Annotated in this window: 17 protein-coding genes and 1 tRNA gene; 8 read left to right on the plus strand and 10 right to left on the minus strand. The window is 47.0% G+C overall.

The features are described from left to right. A partial coding sequence (locus tag QZT80_RS26765) for a LuxR C-terminal-related transcriptional regulator (protein WP_367112890.1) occupies positions 1 to 110 on the plus strand: 110 nt, incomplete at its 5' end. 298 nt (positions 111 to 408) lie between these two features. Here QZT80_RS26765 and QZT80_RS24655 read toward each other — a convergent pair. The 6 genes from QZT80_RS24655 to QZT80_RS24680 all read right to left on the minus strand — a co-directional run bounded on the left by QZT80_RS24655 (position 409) and on the right by QZT80_RS24680 (position 7,181). Continuing rightward, positions 409 to 482 (minus strand) — tRNA-Asp (locus tag QZT80_RS24655). A gap of 125 nt (positions 483 to 607) precedes the next feature. Continuing rightward, complete coding sequence (locus QZT80_RS24660; protein ID WP_295128744.1) at positions 608 to 1,336, minus strand: basic secretory protein-like protein; 729 nt, start codon at positions 1,334 to 1,336, stop codon at positions 608 to 610. 7 nt (positions 1,337 to 1,343) lie between these two features. Beyond that, on the minus strand, positions 1,344 to 3,626 hold the full coding sequence (locus QZT80_RS24665; protein WP_295128746.1) for a GH92 family glycosyl hydrolase: 2,283 nt from the start codon (positions 3,624 to 3,626) through the stop codon (positions 1,344 to 1,346). A gap of 49 nt (positions 3,627 to 3,675) precedes the next feature. Continuing rightward, on the minus strand, positions 3,676 to 4,773 hold the full coding sequence (locus tag QZT80_RS24670) for an AhpC/TSA family protein (protein WP_295128748.1): 1,098 nt from the start codon (positions 4,771 to 4,773) through the stop codon (positions 3,676 to 3,678). A gap of 220 nt (positions 4,774 to 4,993) precedes the next feature. Next, on the minus strand, positions 4,994 to 5,356 hold the full coding sequence (locus QZT80_RS24675) for a hypothetical protein (protein WP_295128750.1): 363 nt from the start codon (positions 5,354 to 5,356) through the stop codon (positions 4,994 to 4,996). A 124-nt stretch (positions 5,357 to 5,480) separates the two neighbouring features. Further along, entirely contained in the window at positions 5,481 to 7,181 is a 1,701-nt protein-coding gene (locus tag QZT80_RS24680; protein ID WP_295128794.1) for an alpha-L-fucosidase, read from the minus strand. Positions 7,182 to 7,396: 215 nt separating this feature from the next. Between QZT80_RS24680 and QZT80_RS24685 the strand changes: the two genes are divergently transcribed. The 5 genes from QZT80_RS24685 (at position 7,397) to trxA (ending at position 13,265) form a co-directional block, all read left to right on the plus strand. Next, a complete protein-coding gene (locus QZT80_RS24685) occupies positions 7,397 to 8,830 on the plus strand; it encodes a HAMP domain-containing sensor histidine kinase (RefSeq protein WP_295128751.1) in 1,434 nt (477 codons plus the stop codon). 9 nt (positions 8,831 to 8,839) lie between these two features. Then, the gene (locus tag QZT80_RS24690) at positions 8,840 to 9,544 is read left to right on the plus strand and encodes a response regulator transcription factor (protein ID WP_295128753.1); all 705 of its coding nucleotides are present in this window, start codon (positions 8,840 to 8,842) and stop codon (positions 9,542 to 9,544) included. Positions 9,545 to 9,658: 114 nt separating this feature from the next. Continuing rightward, positions 9,659 to 12,058: a TonB-dependent receptor gene (locus QZT80_RS24695; RefSeq protein WP_295128755.1), complete on the plus strand. Its 2,400-nt coding sequence runs from the start codon at positions 9,659 to 9,661 to the stop codon at positions 12,056 to 12,058. Between the two features lie 95 nt (positions 12,059 to 12,153). Further along, entirely contained in the window at positions 12,154 to 12,717 is a 564-nt protein-coding gene (locus QZT80_RS24700; protein ID WP_295128757.1) for a thioredoxin family protein, read from the plus strand. Positions 12,718 to 12,947: 230 nt separating this feature from the next. After that, positions 12,948 to 13,265, plus strand: a complete 318-nt coding sequence (gene trxA, locus QZT80_RS24705; RefSeq protein WP_295128759.1) for a thioredoxin — start codon at positions 12,948 to 12,950, stop codon at positions 13,263 to 13,265. Between the two features lie 142 nt (positions 13,266 to 13,407). On the opposite strand, the gene QZT80_RS24710 is transcribed toward trxA, so the two are convergent. Continuing rightward, on the minus strand, positions 13,408 to 15,786 hold the full coding sequence (locus QZT80_RS24710) for an ABC transporter permease (RefSeq protein ID WP_295128761.1): 2,379 nt from the start codon (positions 15,784 to 15,786) through the stop codon (positions 13,408 to 13,410). A gap of 374 nt (positions 15,787 to 16,160) precedes the next feature. Here QZT80_RS24710 and QZT80_RS24715 point away from each other — a divergent pair, with 374 nt between their 5' ends. Continuing rightward, positions 16,161 to 17,855, plus strand: a complete 1,695-nt coding sequence (locus QZT80_RS24715; RefSeq protein ID WP_295128763.1) for a glycoside hydrolase family 9 protein — start codon at positions 16,161 to 16,163, stop codon at positions 17,853 to 17,855. Here the strand turns inward: QZT80_RS24715 and QZT80_RS24720 are convergent, their stop codons facing one another. The 3 genes from QZT80_RS24720 to QZT80_RS24730 form a co-directional block, all read right to left on the minus strand. Then, a complete protein-coding gene (locus QZT80_RS24720) occupies positions 17,856 to 18,590 on the minus strand; it encodes a hypothetical protein (RefSeq protein WP_295128765.1) in 735 nt (244 codons plus the stop codon). Positions 18,591 to 18,740: 150 nt separating this feature from the next. Next, a complete protein-coding gene (locus tag QZT80_RS24725) occupies positions 18,741 to 19,073 on the minus strand; it encodes a cupin domain-containing protein (RefSeq protein WP_295128767.1) in 333 nt (110 codons plus the stop codon). A gap of 730 nt (positions 19,074 to 19,803) precedes the next feature. Continuing rightward, positions 19,804 to 20,346 (minus strand): hypothetical protein, encoded by a 543-nt coding sequence (locus QZT80_RS24730; RefSeq protein ID WP_295128769.1) that lies wholly within the window; start codon positions 20,344 to 20,346, stop codon positions 19,804 to 19,806. Positions 20,347 to 20,671: 325 nt separating this feature from the next. On the opposite strand from QZT80_RS24730, the gene QZT80_RS24735 reads away from it, so the two are divergent. Further along, a complete protein-coding gene (locus QZT80_RS24735) occupies positions 20,672 to 21,247 on the plus strand; it encodes a sigma-70 family RNA polymerase sigma factor (RefSeq protein WP_295128771.1) in 576 nt (191 codons plus the stop codon). Positions 21,248 to 21,281 lie beyond the last annotated feature (34 nt).

A 21,281-nucleotide genomic window follows, 5' to 3' on the forward strand; every position in this document is an offset into this window, starting at 1 on the left:
TTGTTAGTGTTACCACTGTTGATAGCCATAGGAAAAACTTACTGGCTAAATTTCAAGCAAAAAATATTGCGTCTTTGGTTAAAATGGCTGCGCAAATGGATTTAATCTAAATAATTTTTTTGTCCCTAGTCCATTATCTTTAACGAGGCTCCCAAAAATTCACGGAAAAGCTTACCACTAATAGCAAAACTCACTGGCTGAGCTTCGAAAACGAAGAAATAGCCAAAATCCCAAGTGTGAGTCCCGGCTGAGGTCACTAATTTTGGGAATTAAAATAGGTAACACCATAGGTAACCTTTGCGCATGATTTCGGATGGCTGTAGATGATATGCAATTAATTGAAAACGCCCTTAGATGGCGGTTTAGCGCATAAAAAAAGCACTCGTGATGAGTGCTTTTTAAATTTTGCGGACCGGACGGGACTCGAACCCGCGACCTCCGCCGTGACAGGGCGGCATTCTAACCGACTGAACTACCGATCCATTCCGTAATTCCGGGCTGCAATAATAATACAGTTTTTTATTCCTGCAAAACCTTATTTCACTTTTTTATAAAAAAGTAAAGTCCCGGCATTACACCGGGACTTTCTCCTTACCGGCCAAACCGCTTAGATAACGGGATTGGCGGCATATGATTTCCACAATTCGGATAGATCTTTACCAGTCCATTCTTTCCAGAGCCCTTCATTGTACTGGCCCCTACGCATAACATCGTCCAATTTCACTACCAGGTCTTTCTTATAGTTTTTCTCGATCCATACAAAGAACCTGGCGGTAATGCGATAGGCGTTATCGTAGTTCTGACTGGGAGAAAAAGGAGTGAGGTTCCAGCCTGCGCCGGCATTATCTACACCCATTGTATGACGCACGTAATCAGCGATGCCCTCGGTAACCCAACCCGGACCACCACGGCGGTAGCCCTGGATAATATGCATGGCCTCATGCGTCACTACATCAATATCGCCAGGATGTTTATCAAACCAGGCGGGATTGTAACGGATGATGGAACCGGCAGTAGCAGCTACGCCATCATAAGCAGGATCAATCAAAAAGATCACCTGCTTACGGGTGTTAGGATTGTAAGTGCTGGCCTGTTTAGGGTATACGGTGAAAAACGTTTCTATCATCCGCGTTTTGAGGGCTTCGGGAAAGCCTTCTTTTTTGTTGATGAAGATGAGCGTGTAGTCACCACGTTTAATTGTATCCGACGAAACAAGGCCTTCGGCGCCGATATAGTTCCAGTCGTTTTTCCTTTCCTGTGCAGTCGCTGAAGTGGCGCTTAACAGTGCTGCTGCTGCGAAGGCGAGCGAGCATAATGATCTTTTCAGGTACATCATTTTATAATTATTTATTAACGGAGAAAGAGTAAGGATAAGCTGTTTTTTCGGTACCTCTAGTTTTTTCAGGTGTCGCGCTCATGTTCACATTCAGTGAACCGCCGGCCATCAGGTCGAAATGGCTGATCCAGTTTTTATTCCAGGTTTTGCCGTTGAACTGTACTGCCTTTACATAACGGTTTGTTTCGCTGTTGGCAGGTGCAGTGATGGTAAAGGTTTTACCATTCTCCAGGCGCAGCGTGGCCTTCTTGAACAAGGGCGCACCAAGTACATACTGGTCGGTACCAGGACAAACGGGATAAAAACCAAGCGCGGAGAATACATACCAGGCTGATGTCTGGCCATTATCCTCATCGCCGCAATAGCCATCCGGTGTTGCTTTATATAAACGGTTCATGATCTCACGCACCCAGTATTGTGTTTTCCATGGTTCACCGGCGTAGTTGTACAGGTAACTCATATGCTGAATGGGCTGGTTGCCATGCGCATACTGCCCCATGTTAGCGATCTGCATTTCCCTGATCTCGTGAATTACGCCACCATAGTAGCTATCGTCAAAATCGGGTTCCATGATGAATACGGAATCCAACATTCTTACAAACATTTCGCGGCCTCCCATTAAATCCTGCAGGCCTTGTATGTCGTGAAATACAGACCAGGTATAGTGCCAGCTGTTTCCTTCGGTGAAGGCGTAGCCCCATTTCTTGGGATTAAACGGTGCCTGAAATTTACCGTCCTCATTTTTACCGCGCATCAGTTTTGTTTCGGCATCAAACAGGTTACGGTAGTTCTGGCAACGTTTGGCGTAAGTTTCTATTTCGGCAGCCGGGCGCTTAAGCGCTACGGCCAGTTTCCAGATAGTAAAGTCATCGTAGGCATACTCCAGCGTACGGGCGGCGTTTTCGTTAATACCCACATTGTAAGGCACATAACCTAGCGTAGTGTAATACTTCGCTCCTCTCCTGCCTACTGCATCGATCGGACCTTCATTGTTAGCACCTTTAATGAGCGCCTGGTAAAGCGTTTCGATATCGTAACCGCGCATACCCTTCAGGTAAGCATCGGCCACTACGGAAGCAGAGTTGTTACCCACCATGATGTTCTGGTAACCCGGGTTCGACCATTCCGGCAGCCAGCCACCTTCTTTAAAATCGTTGATGAGGCCTTCCTGCATTTCTTTGTTGATAGCAGGATACATCAGGTTAAGGAAAGGATATTGCGCGCGGAACGTATCCCAAAAGCCTGTGCCGGCAAACATGTAACCAGGGGTTACTTTACCGGTGTAAGGGCTGTAGTGTACGATATTACCTTTTGCATCTTTCTCATAAATCTTTAATGGGAAAAACAGCATACGGTATAAGGTGGAGTAAAAAGTGCGCACCTGGTCTACCGTACCACCTTCCACAGCAATACGACCCAGTGTTTTGTTCCAGGTATCCCTGGCCTTGTTCTTAACGGTTTCGAAATTATCGTTGCCTATCTCCTGCAGGTTGATTTCTGCCTGTTCAAAGCTGATAAATGAAGAAGCCACTTTTGCATGCACCTGTTCGCCCGCCGCAGTTTTAAAACCGATCACGGCGCCAGTGTGTTTGCCTGTCAGTTCGCTGTTCGAATCCTCTTTACCATCTTTCCAAGCGAAGGAATTGTCGAAAGCTTTATCGAATACAATGACGAAGTAGTTGCGGAAGTTTTTCGTTACACCACCGCTATTGCGGGTGCTGTAGCCAATTACCTTTCTTTCTGCGGGAATTACTTTGATGTAGGAACCGCGATCAAACGCATCTACCACTACATACGCCTTTTCTGTTTTAGGGAAGGTAAAACGGAACGAAGCTGCCCGTTCGGTGGGCGTCATTTCTGCTGTTACGTTATGATCGGCCAGGTAAACGCTGTAGTAGTAAGGCTTAACGGTTTCGGCTTTATGCGAAAACCAGCTGGCACGCTCTTCTTCCTTAAACTTCGGCGCCCTGGTTACCGGCATCAGCGAAAACATACCGTAGTCGTTCATCCATGGTGAGGGCTGATGCGTTTGTTTGAAACCGCGGATCTTACTCGCGCTGTAAACATACTGCCAGCCATCTCCCATTCCACCCGTTTGCGGCGTCCAGAAATTCATGCCCCAGGGCAATGCGATGCTCGGGTAGGTATTACCGTTGGAAAGCTCGCCTCTCGAATCGGTGCCCATTAAAGGATTTACCCACTCGGCAGGGTCTGTAACCGGCCCCTGTACGTATTGTGCAGAGGCGTTGATAGACATTAAGGTTAATGCCGCAATAAATACTTTCTTCATATCTGTTCCTTATTCCCGGCACAGCTGCCGGGACACTGTTTCTTTATTATTACTTGATAAATGCTTCCAGCTGCTTGTCCAGATCGGCTCCACGAAGGTTTTTCGCGATGATTTTACCATCGGGGCTAATCAGGAAGTTGGTGGGGATAGCGGTAATATCGAACATTTTAGCTACTTCGTTATTAAATGCAGTAAGATCGCTCACCTGCGTCCATGGCATATTATCTTCTTTGATGGCCTTTAACCATTTTGCACGGTCGTTATCCATGGAAATACCGAGTACGGTGAAGTTTTTGTTCTGGAACGTGTTGTAAGCTTTCAGCACGTGCGGGTTTTCGGCCCTGCATGGTCCGCACCAGCTTGCCCAGAAGTCGAGCAGTACATATTTACCTTTGAAAGATGACAATGACACGGGTTTACCCTCGGTATCTTTAATAGTGAAGTCGGGTACTACTTTGCCAACAGCACGCTCTCTCAGTACTTTGGCAGAGTTTTCCATTCTTTTGTAAAGCGCGGTTTGAGTGGCTTCGCCTTTCAGCCAGGCCATTTTAGCTTCCAGCTGGTCGCCGTAGGAGTGCGACAGGTAAACGCCCATAATGAATGAGCTGAGGGTGGCGGATGGATGCGCATCGATCCACTCCTGGTACATCGCGTAACGGTCGAGGTAAGTTTTACGGATTTCTTTCTGAATGCCGGCCACTGCCACAGAATCATTTTCCTGGGTCGCCTTATTCAACTCTTCGTATAACTCGCCAAAATGCGCCAGCCTTGGGTCGGTGGCTTCTTTATGCTGCCAGTCGAGGTAGTCTTTTACAAACTTACTTTCTCCGGAAATGCGCACATCTCTCAGTAAAGGGCCGTTACCACTCAGGTTAATTTCTCCCTCATCAAGAAAGAAAAACATATTATGGTCCTGCACTCTCTGCATACCCGCCATCAGCACATAACCGTCGGCCGAAGGGATGTCCAGCACGAACTTAAATTTTCCGTCTTTTACGAGTACGGAATCGAGTTTGCTTGCATTCGAAGCAAGATACATTTTAGTGCCTTCCTTCAAATTCGGGAAGTCTCCGTTAACGATTACTTTCTTTTGTGCACTGGCAGTAATGGCTGCAGTGACAAGTAGCATGGTGAGTAGTTGTTTCATTCTGTATAATTGATGATTGGTAAGGTTTGTTAAAAGCCGGGCACACCAAATTGTTATCCGCCATATCTAAAGCCGGTAGTTTTTTGTTGATAAGGCTGCGGTTCGTTTCAGTTGATATTATCCCTCTCCAAAGTTGTTATTCAGCGTTATTTAAGGCTGACTTTTCTCTTCGCTTAAAGGTAATATAACGTTATGGTCTACGCTATCCTTTTAGAAAGGTTTAACCCTTCAGCAACAATTCCCGGCCGTCATTGTGTATCGCCGCTCGTAATTTTAATTGATAAGGGTGGGTAGGAAACAAATTTCTTCTACTATGGAAGGGAAATGCCTTGTTATTACGACCACACACCTCATCACCAGTACCGTTCATGTAGCCAATATGTAACTCCGGCAAACATTTCCCCTTAGCCGCCTCTGTTTTTTTTACATCTGCATGACGCAATCCGGGGCCATGAACCGGTTGCGGCGGCGGAATTAAGACACTTTCCACGTTTTCCAATAACCCGTTCATTAAAAAAAAGCATGGGCGCAGAGAACTGCGCCCAATGGCAGCGATAATGCTGTTGCTTCTATTAATAACCAAATCATTGAATCTTTAGCCGTACTGGCCGCAATATGTTAACAGCTTTAAATAGGGTGGGCAGGTGATGCGGTTGGTACTGCCGCGCCCCTGCCCCTTTTTCTAAGGCTGATTTTTATGCGCTTAATTATTTTACCCTGGTTAGTGTAAGGTTACGCAGGTTAATGGCGTTCCAGTTAGACGCCGCCGCCTTTAACCGTATTTCGGTAACTCCCTTTGACAATACGGTAATCGTGCCCATATTTACCTTCTGGTATTTATTATAGTCGCCGGTGCTGCTGATCTTGTACGATCTCGCATCGCCCTGTGTTTCTACTACGACTTCGCTACGCCGGGCCGGGGTAGCCACTTCTGCTTCAAGCGTATAGCTACCGGGATTAGCACCTTTTATATTCCACGACATCCAGGAGGTATTGGAGGTCCAGAAACCGAAGTTCCTGTTGTTTTCCGGGCCTTCTACCGAAGCGCTGGCCTCGCCTTGTTTGTTATGTATTTCGGCCAGTTCTGCACGAAGATCGAAACCACCGTTGGTACCTGGTTTAATTACGTAAGGCGCAATTTCCGGTGTGCCGGTTATTTCTACTTTTATTACAGATGCGATCTTATCGGGCACCTGGGATGGAACGGTCAGCAGCAGGCCATCTTCCGTAGCTTTCGTTTTGATCATTTTGCCATCCGCCAGCATACTGGCTGATTTTACTTTTCCTTTTAAACCACTTACCAACAACTGTCCGTTGGCAGGCCACTGGAACACATGAAAGTACAAAGTAGTACCCTTCGCTGTTTTTACTTTGGTGCAACGGCCCCAGGGCAGTACTTTAAAAGGACTGGCGGTGGTGCCATAAATGGCGTTGCCGTTCACTTTCATCCAGCTGCCAATAGCTTCCAGGCGATCTACGATCGGCTGTGGAAATTCACCATCGGCAGTGGGACCAACATTCAGCAGGTAGTTACCGCCTTTAGAGGCAATGTCGACCAAGTTGCGGATCAGGTCTGTATTGGATTTCCAGTTGTTATCTGCGGTTTTAAAACCCCAGGTATCGTTCATCGTCATACAGGTTTCCCAGTCGCGGCCGGCAATACCGGTAGCAGGAATATATTGTTCGGGGGTAGTAATATCTCCATTATGGCCACCACCCAGCCTGTCGTTGGTGATAATATTCGGCTGCAGTTTGATCAGTTCCGCCAGTTTATCGGCGCGTTCTTTATTCATATCGGTAGGCACATCCCACCAGAGTTCTACTACGTCGCCGTATTCGGTAAGCAACTGGCGGACCTGTGGCACCGCCACCTTGTCGATATACTCGTCCATACTGCCTTCCTGGCTTTTATCCCAATGGCCACGGGCGGCTGCACCACCCGGATTATACCAGTCGTTGGCCTGCGAGTAATAGAAACCGAGTTTCATTCCCTGCTTACGACAAGCTTCCACCAGCGGTTTCAGAAGATCTTTGCCGTACGGAGAGGCTTTCACCACATTCCAGTCGCTGCCCACGGCATCGAACAAAGCAAATCCATCATGGTGTTTGGAAGTGATAACGATATACTTCATCCCGGCATCCTTCGCCAGCTGCACCCATTTTTCAGGATCGTACTTAGTTGGATTAAAAGATTGCGCGTAGGTTTTGTACTCATCGCGGGGGATGCTTACATCGTGCATAATCCATTCGCCCAAACCATCTACCTTTTTATCGTGGTAAACGCCTGCGGGAACTGCGTATACGCCCCAGTGAATAAACATGCCCAGTCGGGCTTCGCGCCACCAGTCCATTTTACTGGCCGGTGTTTGTGCGTACAGGGAAGTGGTCCAGGAAGATAAAGCGAGCATAAGCGTCAAGCCTGTCTTCGTTAAAAAGTTACATTTCATGAGATAAAAGACCCGTTGTAAGATCAGTTTAAGATTTGGCTGTTATTAAGCTCCTAAAATTAAACCGGTATTGAGGGCGAAGCTGTTAACGGACATCAAACACATTGTTAACAGATATTAAATGGCCGCAAAATAGTATCACCCTATGGTAAGAATATTTATCTTCATCCCGGTTTATGTTCAACTTAAAATCTCCCATAGTACTTCACCGGCTTATTGCGATTGCCAGCTTCCTGGTACTCTCGTCCGTACTATTTTTCCTGCTTTACAACACATACGAGCTAAAGAACCGGCATTACTTCCTGGAAGAAAAGAAGGTATTGGAAGAAGAATACGGTAAAAGTGTGCGGGACGATAAATTGTTCCCCGGCGGCGCTAAACTCATCGAACGTTACGTGAATACGTACATGTACGAGTACGAAAGGCTTTATCATACCGACCGCAAAGCCTTTAACGTGTTGAGGCAGCGGACGATGGACAGCACTTTTGCATTATTAAAAGCGGCCAATAATATCGATAGCATCATCGGTGAAGCCCGTCGTAGATACAACATCAAACGCGAACTGGACTATGCGCTCACCGTACACCTGGTGGATGTGAACTTCGAAAAAGAAAAGGCCGTAGCCCTGTTCAGCTGGCACGAGGCCAATCCGCTGATCCACTCCGTTCCCCTTACAGCCGAGGGAGCCAGGATAGGTGGCACGTTAAAAGAGCCCGACCAGCAAAACCTCATTATCAAACTCACGGTTAGTTCCAGCATTGATTATAGTTATCGCATTGTATATAGTTTAAATATAGATACGCCCAACCGTAAACTGACCATCCTCCGCCTGATGTTACCCAACCTGCTGTTATCGCTGTTTTCGATACTGGCAGTGGTGATCATCTACTATATCACTTTCAGGAACTGGCAAAAGCAAAAGAAGCTGTCTGAAATGAAATCCGATTTCATCAACAGTATTACACACGAATTTCATACACCACTTACCGCGATATTTGTAGCCAACCAAAGCCTGCGTAACGAACGTATTATCGCCAATCAGCAAAATATACCACCACTTACTGATGTTATTCAACGCCAGGCGGAGCGGCTCAAAAACCTGATAGGCCAGGTGCTCGACATTACTACCATGAGCCAGGTACCCATTAATAAACAACCCCATTCGCTACATGCATTGCTCGAAGAAATTATGCTGGATTACCGCCTGAAAGCAGCCGGCAACAATATTCAGCTCAACTTTAAACGGGGCGCTATGCACGACCAGGTGTTGCTCGACCAGTTCTGGCTTACCACGCTGATGCTTAATATACTTGACAACGGAGTCAAGTACAATACCAACTCATCCAAAGAAATTAGTGTAAGTACCTACAGTGATAAAAAGAACATTTACATCAGCATTGCAGATAACGGTATCGGCATGAACAAAGAAACGAGAGAACGGGTGTTCGATAAATTCTATCGCAGTATAAAAAATAACAACCAGCAAATTAAAGGGCTGGGGCTGGGATTATATTACGTGAAACAAGGCGTAGATGCACACAACTGGAAGATTAGCGTACAAAGCGCACCAGGTGAGGGCAGCATTTTTATCATTACCATACCACTGTAAATTGCGGACATGAAACCGAAGATATTACTGATAGAGGACGAAACGGACCTGGGAAATGTAGTAAGGCAGTACCTGGAGATCATGGATTTTGAAGTAACCTGGTACCAGCAAAGCACGCTGGCGCTCGAACATTTCGAAAGTAATCCGCAGGTGTACCACATCCTGCTTATCGATGTTTCGATACCGGATATGGATGGTTTTACCCTGGCGCAGGAAGTGATCAAATTAAACGAATACGTACCCTTCCTGTTCCTTACCGCCCGTAACGAGCGCGCCGACCGGCTATACGGACTGAAGATCGGGGCCGACGATTATATTACCAAACCTTTTGATATAGATGAACTGGTGCTGCGCATTCGTAATATTATTAAGCGCAACCTGCATACCAGCATCGATGTAAACAGCCGCGACTTTATCGAACGCGGCGATGTACGTTTTTATAAGGACTCATTCAAACTGCTGATCGGCTCCCATAAAGAAATAACCCTCACCCCCCGCGAAGCAGAACTGCTCGACTTCCTGTTCCGCAATGAGAACCGTATTCTCAAAAGAGAAGACATCCTCAAACAACTCTGGGGCGATAACGACTATTTTCTCGGCCGCAGTCTCGACGTTTTTGTTTCCCGATTGCGTAAACACCTGGGCAAATCGGCTGTGGTAAGCATTGATAATGTGTATGGCGTGGGGTTTATTTTTAATGTATCGGGCAAATAGTGCCTGTAACGTCATCGAAGTGTCAAGATACCCATGCCAATAAATATTTTCCCGATTGCGTAAGTCCTTCGGAATAGTTGCTCCTACCTTTGCGAAAATTTAGTCAAAACAGGTATGAAGCATTTATTTAAGTTGATTTTACTGCTATTCCCTTTCGTGGCAATGGCAAGCGAGGAAAATCCCGACGCATTCGGCATTATCAAAGGCCAGGTACTTACTTCAGACGGCGAGCCTGCACCGGGCGTTACTGTTCAGGTTGTTGAACGCAAAAAAGGCGAGATCACGAATGTGGACGGGCAGTTCCAGATCCGAAGGCTCCCTGCAGGCAGCTATACCGTACAAATATCTTTAATAGGTTACGAAACACTTTCCGAAACGGTTATCGTAGAGGAGAATAAAACTTCCATCGTTAATTTCCGGCTGAAAGCGTCCAACAAGGAATTGCAGACAGTAGAAGTTACCGCAATCAACAAATTTGGCAACAGGGAATCTAAAAACATTTCCCGCCTGCCCATCCGCAACCTGGAAAATCCGCAGGTTTACAGTGTTATTAACAAAGATTTGCTGAAAGAGCAGATCGTTACCAGCTTCGATGACGCATTGAAAAACGCACCGGGTCTGAACAAATTATGGTCATCTACCGGCCGTGGCGGCGATGGGACTGGTTACTATTCCCTGCGTGGCTTCACCGTGCAGCCCAAAGTAGTGAACGGCGTGGCTGGGGCGAGCAACGGTTCTCCCGATCCCGCCAATATTGAAAGAATTGAGGTGATCAAAGGCCCATCAGGTACTTTGTTCGGCAGCAGCGTTACCTCTTTCGGCGGTCTTATCAACATCGTTACGAAGAAACCACACGAAGGGTTTGCTGCAGAAGTTAGCTACACCGGCGGATCTTACGGCCTTAACCGTATCACCGCCGACGTGAATACGCAACTCGACTCCCTGGGTAAAGCCCTCTTCCGCCTGAATGCCGCTTACCATAACGAAGGAAGCTGGCAGGACGCAGGCTTTAAGAAATCTTTCTTTATCGCCCCCAGCTTAACCTACAAAGTAAGCGACCGCACCACGCTGGACCTCCGCGCTGAAATTTCCCAGTCGGATGCCACTAACATCCCCAGCTACTTCCTTACCAGGAACAGCGCCCTTAAAACATTCACGCCCGATGAAATGAACATCGATTTTTCCCGTGCATGGACGTCTAACGACATCTCTATGAAGAACCCGGTGATGAACGTGTATGGCGTATTGACCAACAAACTGGGCAAATCCTGGACTTCAGAAACCAACGTTTCTACCAGCGTACGTAAATCGGATGGCTACTATATCTACCTGTCCGTATTGCCAGGCGACACCTCCCTCGGAAGGTCAATCAGTAAACAGGATGCAACCAGCACCTTTGTTGATATTCAGCAGAACTTTATCGGCGATTTTAAGATCGGAAGTTTGAGGAACAGGGTGGTAATTGGCCTCGATTACCTAAGCAACAAAACCAATAATAACAACAGCCCTTACATTTCATTCGATACGGTGAATACTAACCGTGCAGATGCACGTTACACCCGCCTTACCGAATCGGCCGTAACTGCCAGGTTTGCAGGCGCATCCAACAGCAGAACTATCTCCGAAACCAATACTTACAGTGCTTACGTGTCTGACGTACTGAACGTAACCGAACAACTGAATGTAATGGCCAGCCTCCGGGTGGATTATTTTGAGAACAAGGGTACTTACAATGCCGCTACGAATATCACCCCGTCTGCCAGCAAATATTACCAAACCGCTTTCTCTCCTAAGTTTGGCGCGGTGTACGAGATCCTGAAAAATAAACTCTCCGTATTCGGTAACTATATGAACGGCTTCCAGAACGTAGCACCAGCCACACAGCCCGATGGCTCTGTAAGCACCTTTAAACCACAACAGGCTAACCAGTGGGAAGCCGGCGTAAAAGGTGAATTACTCGGTGGCCGCATCTCCGGCTCCATTAGCTACTACGATATTTATGTAACTAATATTACCGTTCCCGACCCTAACAAGGCCGCCGGTTTCACCATCCAGGACGGCAACATTTCCAGCAAAGGTTTTGAAGCAGAAGTAACCGCTAACCCTGTTAATGGCCTTAACATCATTGCAGGTTACGCTTACAACGACGCGATCAACGATAAAACCACCGCAGACATTAAAGACCGTCGCCCTGTTTCTTCGGGCCCTAAACACCAGGCTAACGCGTGGATCAGTTATAAACTGGGTAATGTAAACGAAGTGCTGAATGGCTTGGGTATGGGCTTTGGTGGTAACTACGGTTCCGAAAATATCATTACCAATAACACAGTAACCGGTCAATTCAAACTGCCTTCTTACGTAGTGATGAACGCTTCGGTTTTCTACGATAAACCTAAGTACCGCCTCGGTCTTAAACTGGACAATGTAGCCAATGAGCGTTACTACTCCGGCTGGACCACCGTAGAGGTTAACATGCCAAGACGTTTCTCCGGCAATGTGACTTTCAAATTCTAATACACTATAGTAACAATCTGGGGCCGCCTTATTACAAGGCGGCCTTTTTTATTCAAATAAAAACGCATTATCTTCATCTATCTAAAACCACCACCATGAAACTTCGTCTTCTATCCGTATTCATGCTTTTGTCTGTTGCAGTAATAGCGCAACAAAAAACGCCGCCCAGCACTGCCGACATCATTAAAGAAGCTACCAAAATAGCCGGCAAAGAAAATAAAAAAGTATTCCTGATCTTCCACGCCTCCTGGTGCGGCTGGTGTCATCAAATGGATACGGCCATGAACAGCGCTTCCTGCAAACCATTGTTCGATAAAAGTTACGTGGTAAGACATGTAGTGGTAAAAGAATCACCGGCGCATAAAGCAGAAGAAAATTCAGGCGGAGAAGCCCTGATGGCTACTTATGGAGCAGCACAATCCGGCATTCCGTATTGGATCATCTTCGATAAAAATGGTAAAGCTATCGCTGATTCGCAGGTAAGGCCAGAAGGTGCCGATATTCATACTACCGGCAAAAACACAGGCTGCCCCGCATCGAAAGAAGAAGTAGCCTATTTTGAAAAAGTATTAAAGGCTACGTCGAATTTAAAAGAAAGTGAAATAGCCACCATAGCTGCCAGGTTCCGGCAGATTGGCGAGCGGATGAACAGTCATTGATTTACTTTTTATAATGATAAATACCGAAGGGGCTTAGGCCCCTTTTTTCATACGCAAAAACGACTACAAACGCAAGTACGGTCAACTTACCATGATTGAGCCATTCGTCCGCAATACCTCTACCGCATTCACTATTAACTACTTATCAATTCCGTCAATGTCGGTATAGTATCAATCAATAGCGCCGGTATCGAAATCGCCCCTACTTTTGAGTCATAAAACCAAAACATATGGCACTCACATTCACCGATAAAAATTTTGACGCTACCGTTTTACAATCGGATAAACTTAGCGTTGTAGACTTTACCGCCGCCTGGTGTGGCCCTTGTCGTGCAATAGGTACGATCATCGAAGACCTGCACACAAACTACGAAGGCAAAGTAAACATCGGTAAACTGGATGTGGATACCAACCCGGAAGTATCAGTAAATTTCGGCGTTACCAATTTGCCTACCATCCTGTTTATTAAAGGTGGTAAAGTGGTGGACAAACAGGTAGGTGCCGTTCCGAAATCTGTACTGGAGAAAAAGATCCAGGCAAACCTCTAATGAAAATTCAGGCCAGGCAAATTAATGAAATGATAAGTTTGGAATAGGAAGTATAGCAGCCGGCCTTGTTCATAAACCAAAAGCCGCTTCGTTTAAACGGAGCGGCTTTATTTTTTGCGGAAGCAAGTTAGAATGGCGGTTTTTACTCCGTTCGCAAACTCTTCACAGGATTAACAATAGCGGCTTTGATGGAGTGAAAACTTACGGTTAGCAAGGCAATAACAATAGCTGTAATACCCGCTATCGCAAATATCCACCAGCTAATGGGCGACTGGTACGCGAACCCGTTCAGCCACTTCGCCATAGCATACCATGCCACAGGCGAGGCAATAGCCAGAGCAATAACGACCAGTATCACAAACTCTTTCGACAACAAAGTTGTAATGTTCGTAACAGAAGCACCCAACACTTTCCTGATACCGATTTCGCGGGTACGCTGCACGGTACTGTAAGCCGCCAGCCCTAAAAGCCCGAGGCAGGAAATAAGGATAGCCAGCCCGGCGAAATAAAAGAACAAGGTAGAAAAGCGCGCCTCCGAAGCATATTGCTTATCAAAATTTTCATCGAGGAACTGGTAATCGAAAGGACGTTGCGGTACCAATACAGTCCACTTCTTTTCAAGTGCGGCCAGCGTACCTTTTATATCACCGCCTTTTAGTTTAACAGAAAAACGGCTGCAATTCTCGGGGTCAATACGTATGGAAAGTGCCTTTACCGTATCCCGCAGTGACTGGTAATTGAAGTTTTTCACAACACCCACTACCTGCCCCTCCCGGCCCCATTGCGAGAACTTTCTGCCCACTATATCTGCAGCATTACTATAGCCCAGCAGCTTCGCAGTAGCTTCGTTTATGATCATTGCCTGGGTCGAATCGGTTGCGTACTTCACATCAAAAGCGCGGCCCGCCGCCATCTGCATGCCCAGTTGTTCGATGAAGCCGAAGTCCACGGGAAACAAATCCAGGTTGGCTGCCTGCATTGCGCCCTGCGGGTTTTCCAATTCTGTAAACGCACCCCATTGGCCTGTACCCGGACCAGCCATCGTGGCTGTTACGGAAGCAACGCCCGGCACTTCGGAAAGTTCCTGTTTGATGGTTGTAAGCCGTTTATTCACCTCGTTATCACCATAATAATTAAGCAGTACTAATTGCTCTTTATTAAAACCCATTTCCTGGTGCCGCATAAAGTATAACTGCTTGTATACGATGATAGTACCCGCAATCAGCATGATCGATACCGTAAACTGCACTACGACCAACGACTTCCGTAATGTAATCCCGCTCTTGCCTGATACAAAACGGCCTTTTAATACCGCGATAGGCTTAAAGTGCGACAAGATCAAAGCCGGATATACACCAGCAAGTAACCCGATCAGTATTGCCACGCCGAATAGCAGCAACAGGTAACTGCCGTGTTCAAATATGTTACTGCTTACTTCTTTCCCGCAAAGTGTATTAAACAACGGACTTAACAGCGCGCTGAAAAATAAGGCCAGTACAAACGATACCAGGCAAATCATCATCGACTCTCCCAGGAACTGTATAGCGAGTTCGCTCCTGCTGGCGCCAATTACTTTTCTTACACCCACCTCCTTCGCCCGTTCTGCCGCCCGGGCGGTGGTAAGATTTACGAAATTGATACAGGCGATGATCAGGATAAAAATAGCGATAACAGAAAAAATATACACATTGGTCATGTTACCATTTTCGAAGGCGCCACGGTCGGTATCATAGTAAACACTTGTAAATGGTTGCAGGAAAAGCGCATACTTCATGTCTCGCTGATCTTTCGGGAGCCGTGCCTCCAGTAGGCCGGGCAGTTTAGCCTCCAGCTTTTTATAGTCGGCCCCGGGTTTTAGCAGCAAAAACGTTTGCCAGCCAAAATTACCCCACTGGTTATACAGGGTGGAGCCGCGGCTGATATAAGACATCGGCAAAATAATCTCCGTTTTGATATGAGAATTCTCAGGAAGGTTTTTCATAATGCCGCTTACAGTCACCCTGCGGTCGCCGTCGAGCAACATTTCTTTTCCGATAGGATCTTCTTTACCGAAATATTTGGTGGCCGCACGTTCAGAAAGAACGATCACATTAGGTTCGTTAAGCACCTCGTTAGCCTTGCCCCTTATCAGCGGAAAACTGAAGGTGGTAAAAAATGTAGAATCCACAAGACGCAGGTCATTTTCCTGGAAACGTGTTTCTCCACGCTGCACCAGTGCGCGCCCGCCGTAGAAAGTGGTAGACGCTTCCACTTCCGGGAACTCCTGTTTAATATTCATTCCCATCGGGTACGAAGTACTACCCGTATGAATGGTTTCTGATGCGGTTTTGATATCGGTTACCAGCCTGTAAATCCTGTCGCCCTTATCATGAAACCGGTCATAACTCAATTCAAAAGAAATGAACAGGAAGATGAGCAAACAAGCCGTCATACCAACAGATAGGCCCACAATATTGATAACAGAGAACGATTTGTGACGCCAAAGATTCCTGAGCGCTGTTTTTAGATAGTTCCGGAGCATATCAAACTGGTTTTGTGCGGTGATGCAGCTCTAGATCGTAAAAATATGCCAGTTTAAAGAAATGCTGGTTATCAATTATTTACTTATAGGAGGATGTCCGTTTTCGGTACAGCGGACGTTCAGTTTTGCGACACGACATAAAAAACCCGGTTTAAAAAAACCGGGCTAATAGTTTGCAAAATCTAAATCGCTGGAGTTTTTGGTATAAGACTTACCAGGTATGAAAACAGTCCCGGTGTTTGATAATGAACTCCAGCTCATTGTCAGTGAAACTATATTAAAGACGCTTAAAATCAATTTAAGGGTGAATTATTGAAAAAAAACGCCTTAAAAAAACTTCCTTTTTGCCCTATTTTAGTAAAAACCTGTTTTACATGCTCCCGAAACTGATTACCACGTTATTATTTTGCGTGTATGCGCACACGCTTTCTGCACAAACAATTGCCGTAAACCAGGTAGGCTTTTATCCTTCCGGACCGAAAAAGGCCATTATAAAGGATGGAAAGCCAGGTAATTTCTATCTTATTAGACTTCCGCATAACGATACGGTATTCAGCGGCAAACTCCAGGGCCCCTTCGTCAACAAATATTCACCGCACGCTACCTACCTGGCGGACTTCAGCAGGGTAAATACAAAAGGTACTTACCGCCTGAGCGCCAATGGTGATACTTCTTACGCTTTCAGCATACGGTCCAGCCCACACAACGCGGCTGCCATGGCGGCCATGAAAGGGTATTACCTGCAACGCGCTTCTATGCCACTGGGACCCACCTACGCAGGTAAATGGCAAAGAAAAGCCGGCCACCCCGATAACCACGTCCTTATCCACCCCTCCGCCGCTTCGCCCTCCCGCCCTGCCGGTACGGTAATCAGCAGCACCGGTGGCTGGTACGATGCGGGCGACTATAATAAATACATCGTGAACAGTGGTATTACCATGGGCACCTTACTGTCGCTGTACGAAGACTTCCCGGCTTATTGCAATAAGATCAACCTCAACATCCCTGAAAGCCGCAACCAGCTACCCGACCTGTTAGACGAATGCCTGTACAACCTCCGATGGATGTTAACCATGCAAGACCCGGCCGATGGCGGTGTATACCATAAACTGACCAATGCCTCGTTTGATGGAATGGTTATGCCTCACGAGGCTACCAAACCGCGTTACGTAGTGCAAAAAGGAACGGCCGCCACGCTGGACTTTGCCGCCGTAACCGCCCAGGCTGCGAGGGTGTACTCGCCATTCAATAAAAAACTGGCCGACTCCTGCCGCACAGCTGCCATTAAAGCCTGGGAATGGGCGCAGCAACACCCGAACGTGTTGTATAAACAGGACGATATGAACAAACAGTACCAGCCACCTGTGGTAACGGGTGCTTACGGCGATAATATGATGAACGATGAAGTTGGCTGGGCGGCCGCCGAACTGTATGTAACGACCGGCGACGAGCAATACCGCCCGTTTATTAAACTATTGCCCGCGCAATACTGGCCACTGCCTTCCTGGAGCCAGGTGCAGCTATTGGCCTATTATACTTTATCAAGAAAGGGAAAGCTGAAACAGGAGGTAAACCCGGGCATCATCGCGTTTGCCGATAAATTGCTGGCGGGCAGCGATTCGACCACCTATCAGACCGTGATGGGCAAACAGGCGGGCGATTACGTTTGGGGCAGCAGTGCGGTAGCCGCCAACCAGGGCATTGCTTTGTTGCAGGCCTATCGCATCACCCGTAAACCCATCTACCTGGATGCTGCCATATCCAACCTGGATTACCTGATGGGGCGTAATGCCACCGGCTATTGTTTCCTTACCGGCTTTGGCGCCAAGCGGGTAATGCACCCGCACCACCGTGTATCCGTGGCAGATAAAATAACCGGTCCCGTACCGGGATTACTGTCGGGCGGGCCTAACCCTGGCATGCAGGACAAATGCACTACCTACACGTCAAAGGTGCCGGACGAGGCCTTCACCGACGACGATTGCAGTTACGCCTCGAACGAGATCGCGATTAACTGGAATGCACCGCTGGTATACCTGCTTTGGGCGGTAGAAGCGCTCGCGAAATAATTAATTAATGGGATGCCTGAACGCATTGATCCTTATCTCGTCAGACGTAGCCTTTCTAAGGTTGCAGGGTTTTACGCCATCAAGCTCGCTCCGTACAATGTTGATAGGCATATAGTGTAAGTTGGTGCCAGGCAGGGTGATGTAGGGATAGTCGCCCCCATAATTGCTGGTATTAATGTCCCAGTCGCCCTCAACCCGCTCGGCGATGGTTTGGCCGATATAATACACCAGCGCATCGTACAATACCTGCCAGGCCTGATCGAGATCGTACCCTTCAAGTACACTGTCTATAATGCCAAGGCTTTCATAACCGTAGTCCAGTTTATCTTTTGAAATACCGAGTTCGCGGCTTATCAGTTCCAGCATAACGCCGCCCTGTTCAATGAGGCGGTTGCCGGTTTTGGTGTAGTGACGCCAATGGTCTACCGAAGCGGCGCGACCGCTCTTATAGTCTTCATCTACCCGCTTCTTCCAGCTTACGAAACGGAGAAACGATTCTTTTTGCCAGTAGTTACCTTTCCCGGGCACGCTTTGGCCTTCGGGGTCAAACACATATATGAAATCGCCGTTAGGCAGTTCATATACCTGGTCGCGTTTTTCAGTACCGTTGCGGTACTTTTCATAAAAGTCAAAAGTATACTCGCGATGCAGTTTTGCACCACCGGTTTCTATGAAATCTATAACCTCTCCCTTTTTTAATCTACGGTTAAGTGGAAAGTCCTTACTCTTGGGCATAGCGGCTTTAAGTCTATCAGGGTTATCTAAATTGGAGCCGACGTTCAACAATATCTTGTACTCGAATACTAATTTCGGATCGGAGGACTAAGTTATATAAATTCCACCGTAACGCATAATGATATTTTTACATCCCTTAGAAAACAGCCTTTACTTCACAAAATCTTCGCGCATAGGACTAAACACATCAACCAGTACCCCTTTTTCTATGCAACGGCAGCCGTGGTCTGTGTTTGGCGGCACATAAAAGGCGTCGCCGGCTTTGAGGATTTGCTTTTTACCGGCAATCTCCACTTCGAAGGAACCTTCCTGCACATGTGATATCTGTGTATGCGGATGTTGGTGGATAGAACCCACGCCGCCTGTTTCAAATGCCACTTTTACCATCATCACCCGTGCGTCGTAAGCCATGATCTTGCGGCTAAGTCCACCGCCCAGGTCTTCCCAACCTATTCCTGCATCATCTATAAAAACCTCCTGCATAGTCTGTCGTATTTTATAAGTGCAAAGAACGGCAATTCCGGGTTGCAAAAAAATAGGGCCGCCCTGAAGAGCAGCCCGTCAACCTAAACTTTGTTTATGAGAAAAAAAAAGAAATAAGTCAGCTTTGAGTTTTTTAGACAATACCTCACTACACCGCCCCGGGAGCAGTATAACGCTGGAATGCTTACACTATTGATACTAGGAAAACTAGCATAGGGTGACTTCGTCTAAAAAATTGGTAATTCTGTTAACTACGAGCCTGTTTAGTGGCGTAATAGGACTTCTCGAACGTTGCATGACAATAGGCGCGGGTTATGCTTTCTCTCTGACTCGCGGGACATTCACACATGACATTCCCTATAGAAAAGCGCCTGCTTCCATGATTGGTTTTTGAAATCGGGTGCAAAATAAAACAATTATTACGGTTTTTTGGGTTCTTGTTATAAAGGTGACAAAAAAGTTTTAAATGGCATTTCTCCGGCCTGAACGGCTGTCACCGGAATGTAGCCTTGCGCTTAATCCCCGCGCCGCTTTGGGCTGCAAACTGTGCTGTATTAGCACGATGTAATAAAATTGTTGGGCAGACAATTATGACGATGATCCAAGTTTTCAAGAGGCGGGCACTAACGGGAAGAGAATACTTATTTTTAGGTATTTACAAGATGAAAGTAACAAAAAAACAAAGCGCCACCAATGAAGGCAGCGCTTTGTAATTTATAAGGAGCCGTTGTTAAAACCTTCCGTTGCGGTCGCGGCCACGATCGTTCCTGTCGTTTCTTTCATTACGATCGTTCCTGTCGTTGCGGTCATTCCTATCGTTGCGGTCATTGCGATCGTTCCTGTCATTCCTGTCCCAGTTGTTGCCGTTGTTACGGTTGTTAGAAGCGTAATCGCGGCGGTCGCGGATCAGTACCTGGTTGTGGCGGCCCCGGTAAGAGGCATACTTATTACGGTAGCTGTCGTGACGCATCCAGGGATTGCGATCGTTGATCACCACTTTATAATTATTGTACACGTTGAAGTTACGGTACCTGGCAGGCAGGCTGTTCATTCTCACCCAGTTACGGCCTTCGCGGTAAACGAACTGTTTAGAAGGAACATAGTAGTAAGCTTCGATATCGGGGAAGTAATAGTATTCTGCGTAGTCGTAACCTGCAGGGCCCCAGAGAGGCTGGCTACCAATATTTATGTTGATGCGTACCTGCGCAGCGGCTGGTTTTACAAAGGCCAGTCCTAATAACATCATCCCAAAGATCATAGTAAACTTTTTCATGGCTATTGTTTTTAATTGTTAGTGAAGGTGTTGTTTGTTTCCCTTCTTGCCTGTAATAATTCCAAAAGGATGCCAGATGCAGGGTTTGGCAAAATGTTGCGGCGAACGGGCATAATTTGTATCCGTTAAGGCAGGATGTGTCGATGTAAAGACAATTTTCAGCTACGCCGGGTGAAAATATTGCTACCCTGCAGGCAAACATTGCCGGAAAACAGTCTTTTACTACAGGCAACGCGCCTTTACAATTACATAACCTTGAACCACCGATGTTCCTTGTAATTTTGCCTCCGACCGCTACATCGACAGCTCAAAAAGTGCAAGGGATATGGAAGATGTATTTACTACGACAAACAGCCTGGCGCATTTCGATACGCTATACCAACAATACCACCAGGCCGTATACGCCAACATTACCAAAATGATAAGGCAGCCCGAAGTTGCCGAAGACATCCTGCAGGAAGTATTTCTCGCATTATGGGAAAACAGAGCGCAACTGGACGCCGGCCGCGTACCGGGATGGCTGTTCGTGGTGAGCTATAACAAATCGGCCAGCTGGCTTAAAAAGAAACTGAAAGAACCCGCAATCTTGTTACAGGAAGCAGCCGATAACATACATGTTTCGGACGATGCGGCGGAAGAAGAAGCCCTGTACCGCCTTAAACTCTCGATCGTCGAAGAGGCCGTGTCCCGCCTGCCGGAACGTAAGAAGGAAGTGTTCCGCCTTTGCCGCTTCGAAGGCCGCTCGTACGACGAAGCCGCCGAACTGCTCGGCATTTCTGCCGCCTCGGTAAAAGATTATCTTAAACAATCCACCCGCTTTATACGCGATTATGTAACCCGTCATCATGGCACCCTCGACGCTGCCAGCGCGGGATTACTCCTCCTTTATATCACTACCTGATAACTGGTAACAATTCCGTAACACCTAAAGGCAT

This window comes from uncultured Chitinophaga sp., from assembly GCF_902168175.1.
Taxonomy (GTDB): Bacteria; Bacteroidota; Bacteroidia; order Chitinophagales; family Chitinophagaceae; genus Chitinophaga.

What these genes read in the sequence shown, in the direction of transcription:
- QZT80_RS24660 (WP_295128744.1), bottom strand. Translation starts at nt 1,336, where the DNA reads ATGATGTACCTGAAAAGATCATTATGCTCGCTCGCCTTCGCAGCAGCA.
- QZT80_RS24665 (WP_295128746.1), bottom strand. Translation starts at nt 3,626, where the DNA reads ATGAAGAAAGTATTTATTGCGGCATTAACCTTAATGTCTATCAACGCC.
- QZT80_RS24670 (WP_295128748.1), bottom strand. Translation starts at nt 4,773, where the DNA reads ATGAAACAACTACTCACCATGCTACTTGTCACTGCAGCCATTACTGCC.
- QZT80_RS24680 (WP_295128794.1), bottom strand. Translation starts at nt 7,181, where the DNA reads ATGCTCGCTTTATCTTCCTGGACCACTTCCCTGTACGCACAAACACCG.
- QZT80_RS24685 (WP_295128751.1), top strand. Translation starts at nt 7,397, where the DNA reads ATGTTCAACTTAAAATCTCCCATAGTACTTCACCGGCTTATTGCGATT.
- QZT80_RS24690 (WP_295128753.1), top strand. Translation starts at nt 8,840, where the DNA reads ATGAAACCGAAGATATTACTGATAGAGGACGAAACGGACCTGGGAAAT.
- QZT80_RS24695 (WP_295128755.1), top strand. Translation starts at nt 9,659, where the DNA reads ATGAAGCATTTATTTAAGTTGATTTTACTGCTATTCCCTTTCGTGGCA.
- QZT80_RS24700 (WP_295128757.1), top strand. Translation starts at nt 12,154, where the DNA reads ATGAAACTTCGTCTTCTATCCGTATTCATGCTTTTGTCTGTTGCAGTA.
- trxA (WP_295128759.1), top strand. Translation starts at nt 12,948, where the DNA reads ATGGCACTCACATTCACCGATAAAAATTTTGACGCTACCGTTTTACAA.
- QZT80_RS24710 (WP_295128761.1), bottom strand. Translation starts at nt 15,786, where the DNA reads ATGCTCCGGAACTATCTAAAAACAGCGCTCAGGAATCTTTGGCGTCAC.
- QZT80_RS24715 (WP_295128763.1), top strand. Translation starts at nt 16,161, where the DNA reads ATGCTCCCGAAACTGATTACCACGTTATTATTTTGCGTGTATGCGCAC.
- QZT80_RS24720 (WP_295128765.1), bottom strand. Translation starts at nt 18,590, where the DNA reads ATGCCCAAGAGTAAGGACTTTCCACTTAACCGTAGATTAAAAAAGGGA.
- QZT80_RS24725 (WP_295128767.1), bottom strand. Translation starts at nt 19,073, where the DNA reads ATGCAGGAGGTTTTTATAGATGATGCAGGAATAGGTTGGGAAGACCTG.
- QZT80_RS24730 (WP_295128769.1), bottom strand. Translation starts at nt 20,346, where the DNA reads ATGAAAAAGTTTACTATGATCTTTGGGATGATGTTATTAGGACTGGCC.
- QZT80_RS24735 (WP_295128771.1), top strand. Translation starts at nt 20,672, where the DNA reads ATGGAAGATGTATTTACTACGACAAACAGCCTGGCGCATTTCGATACG.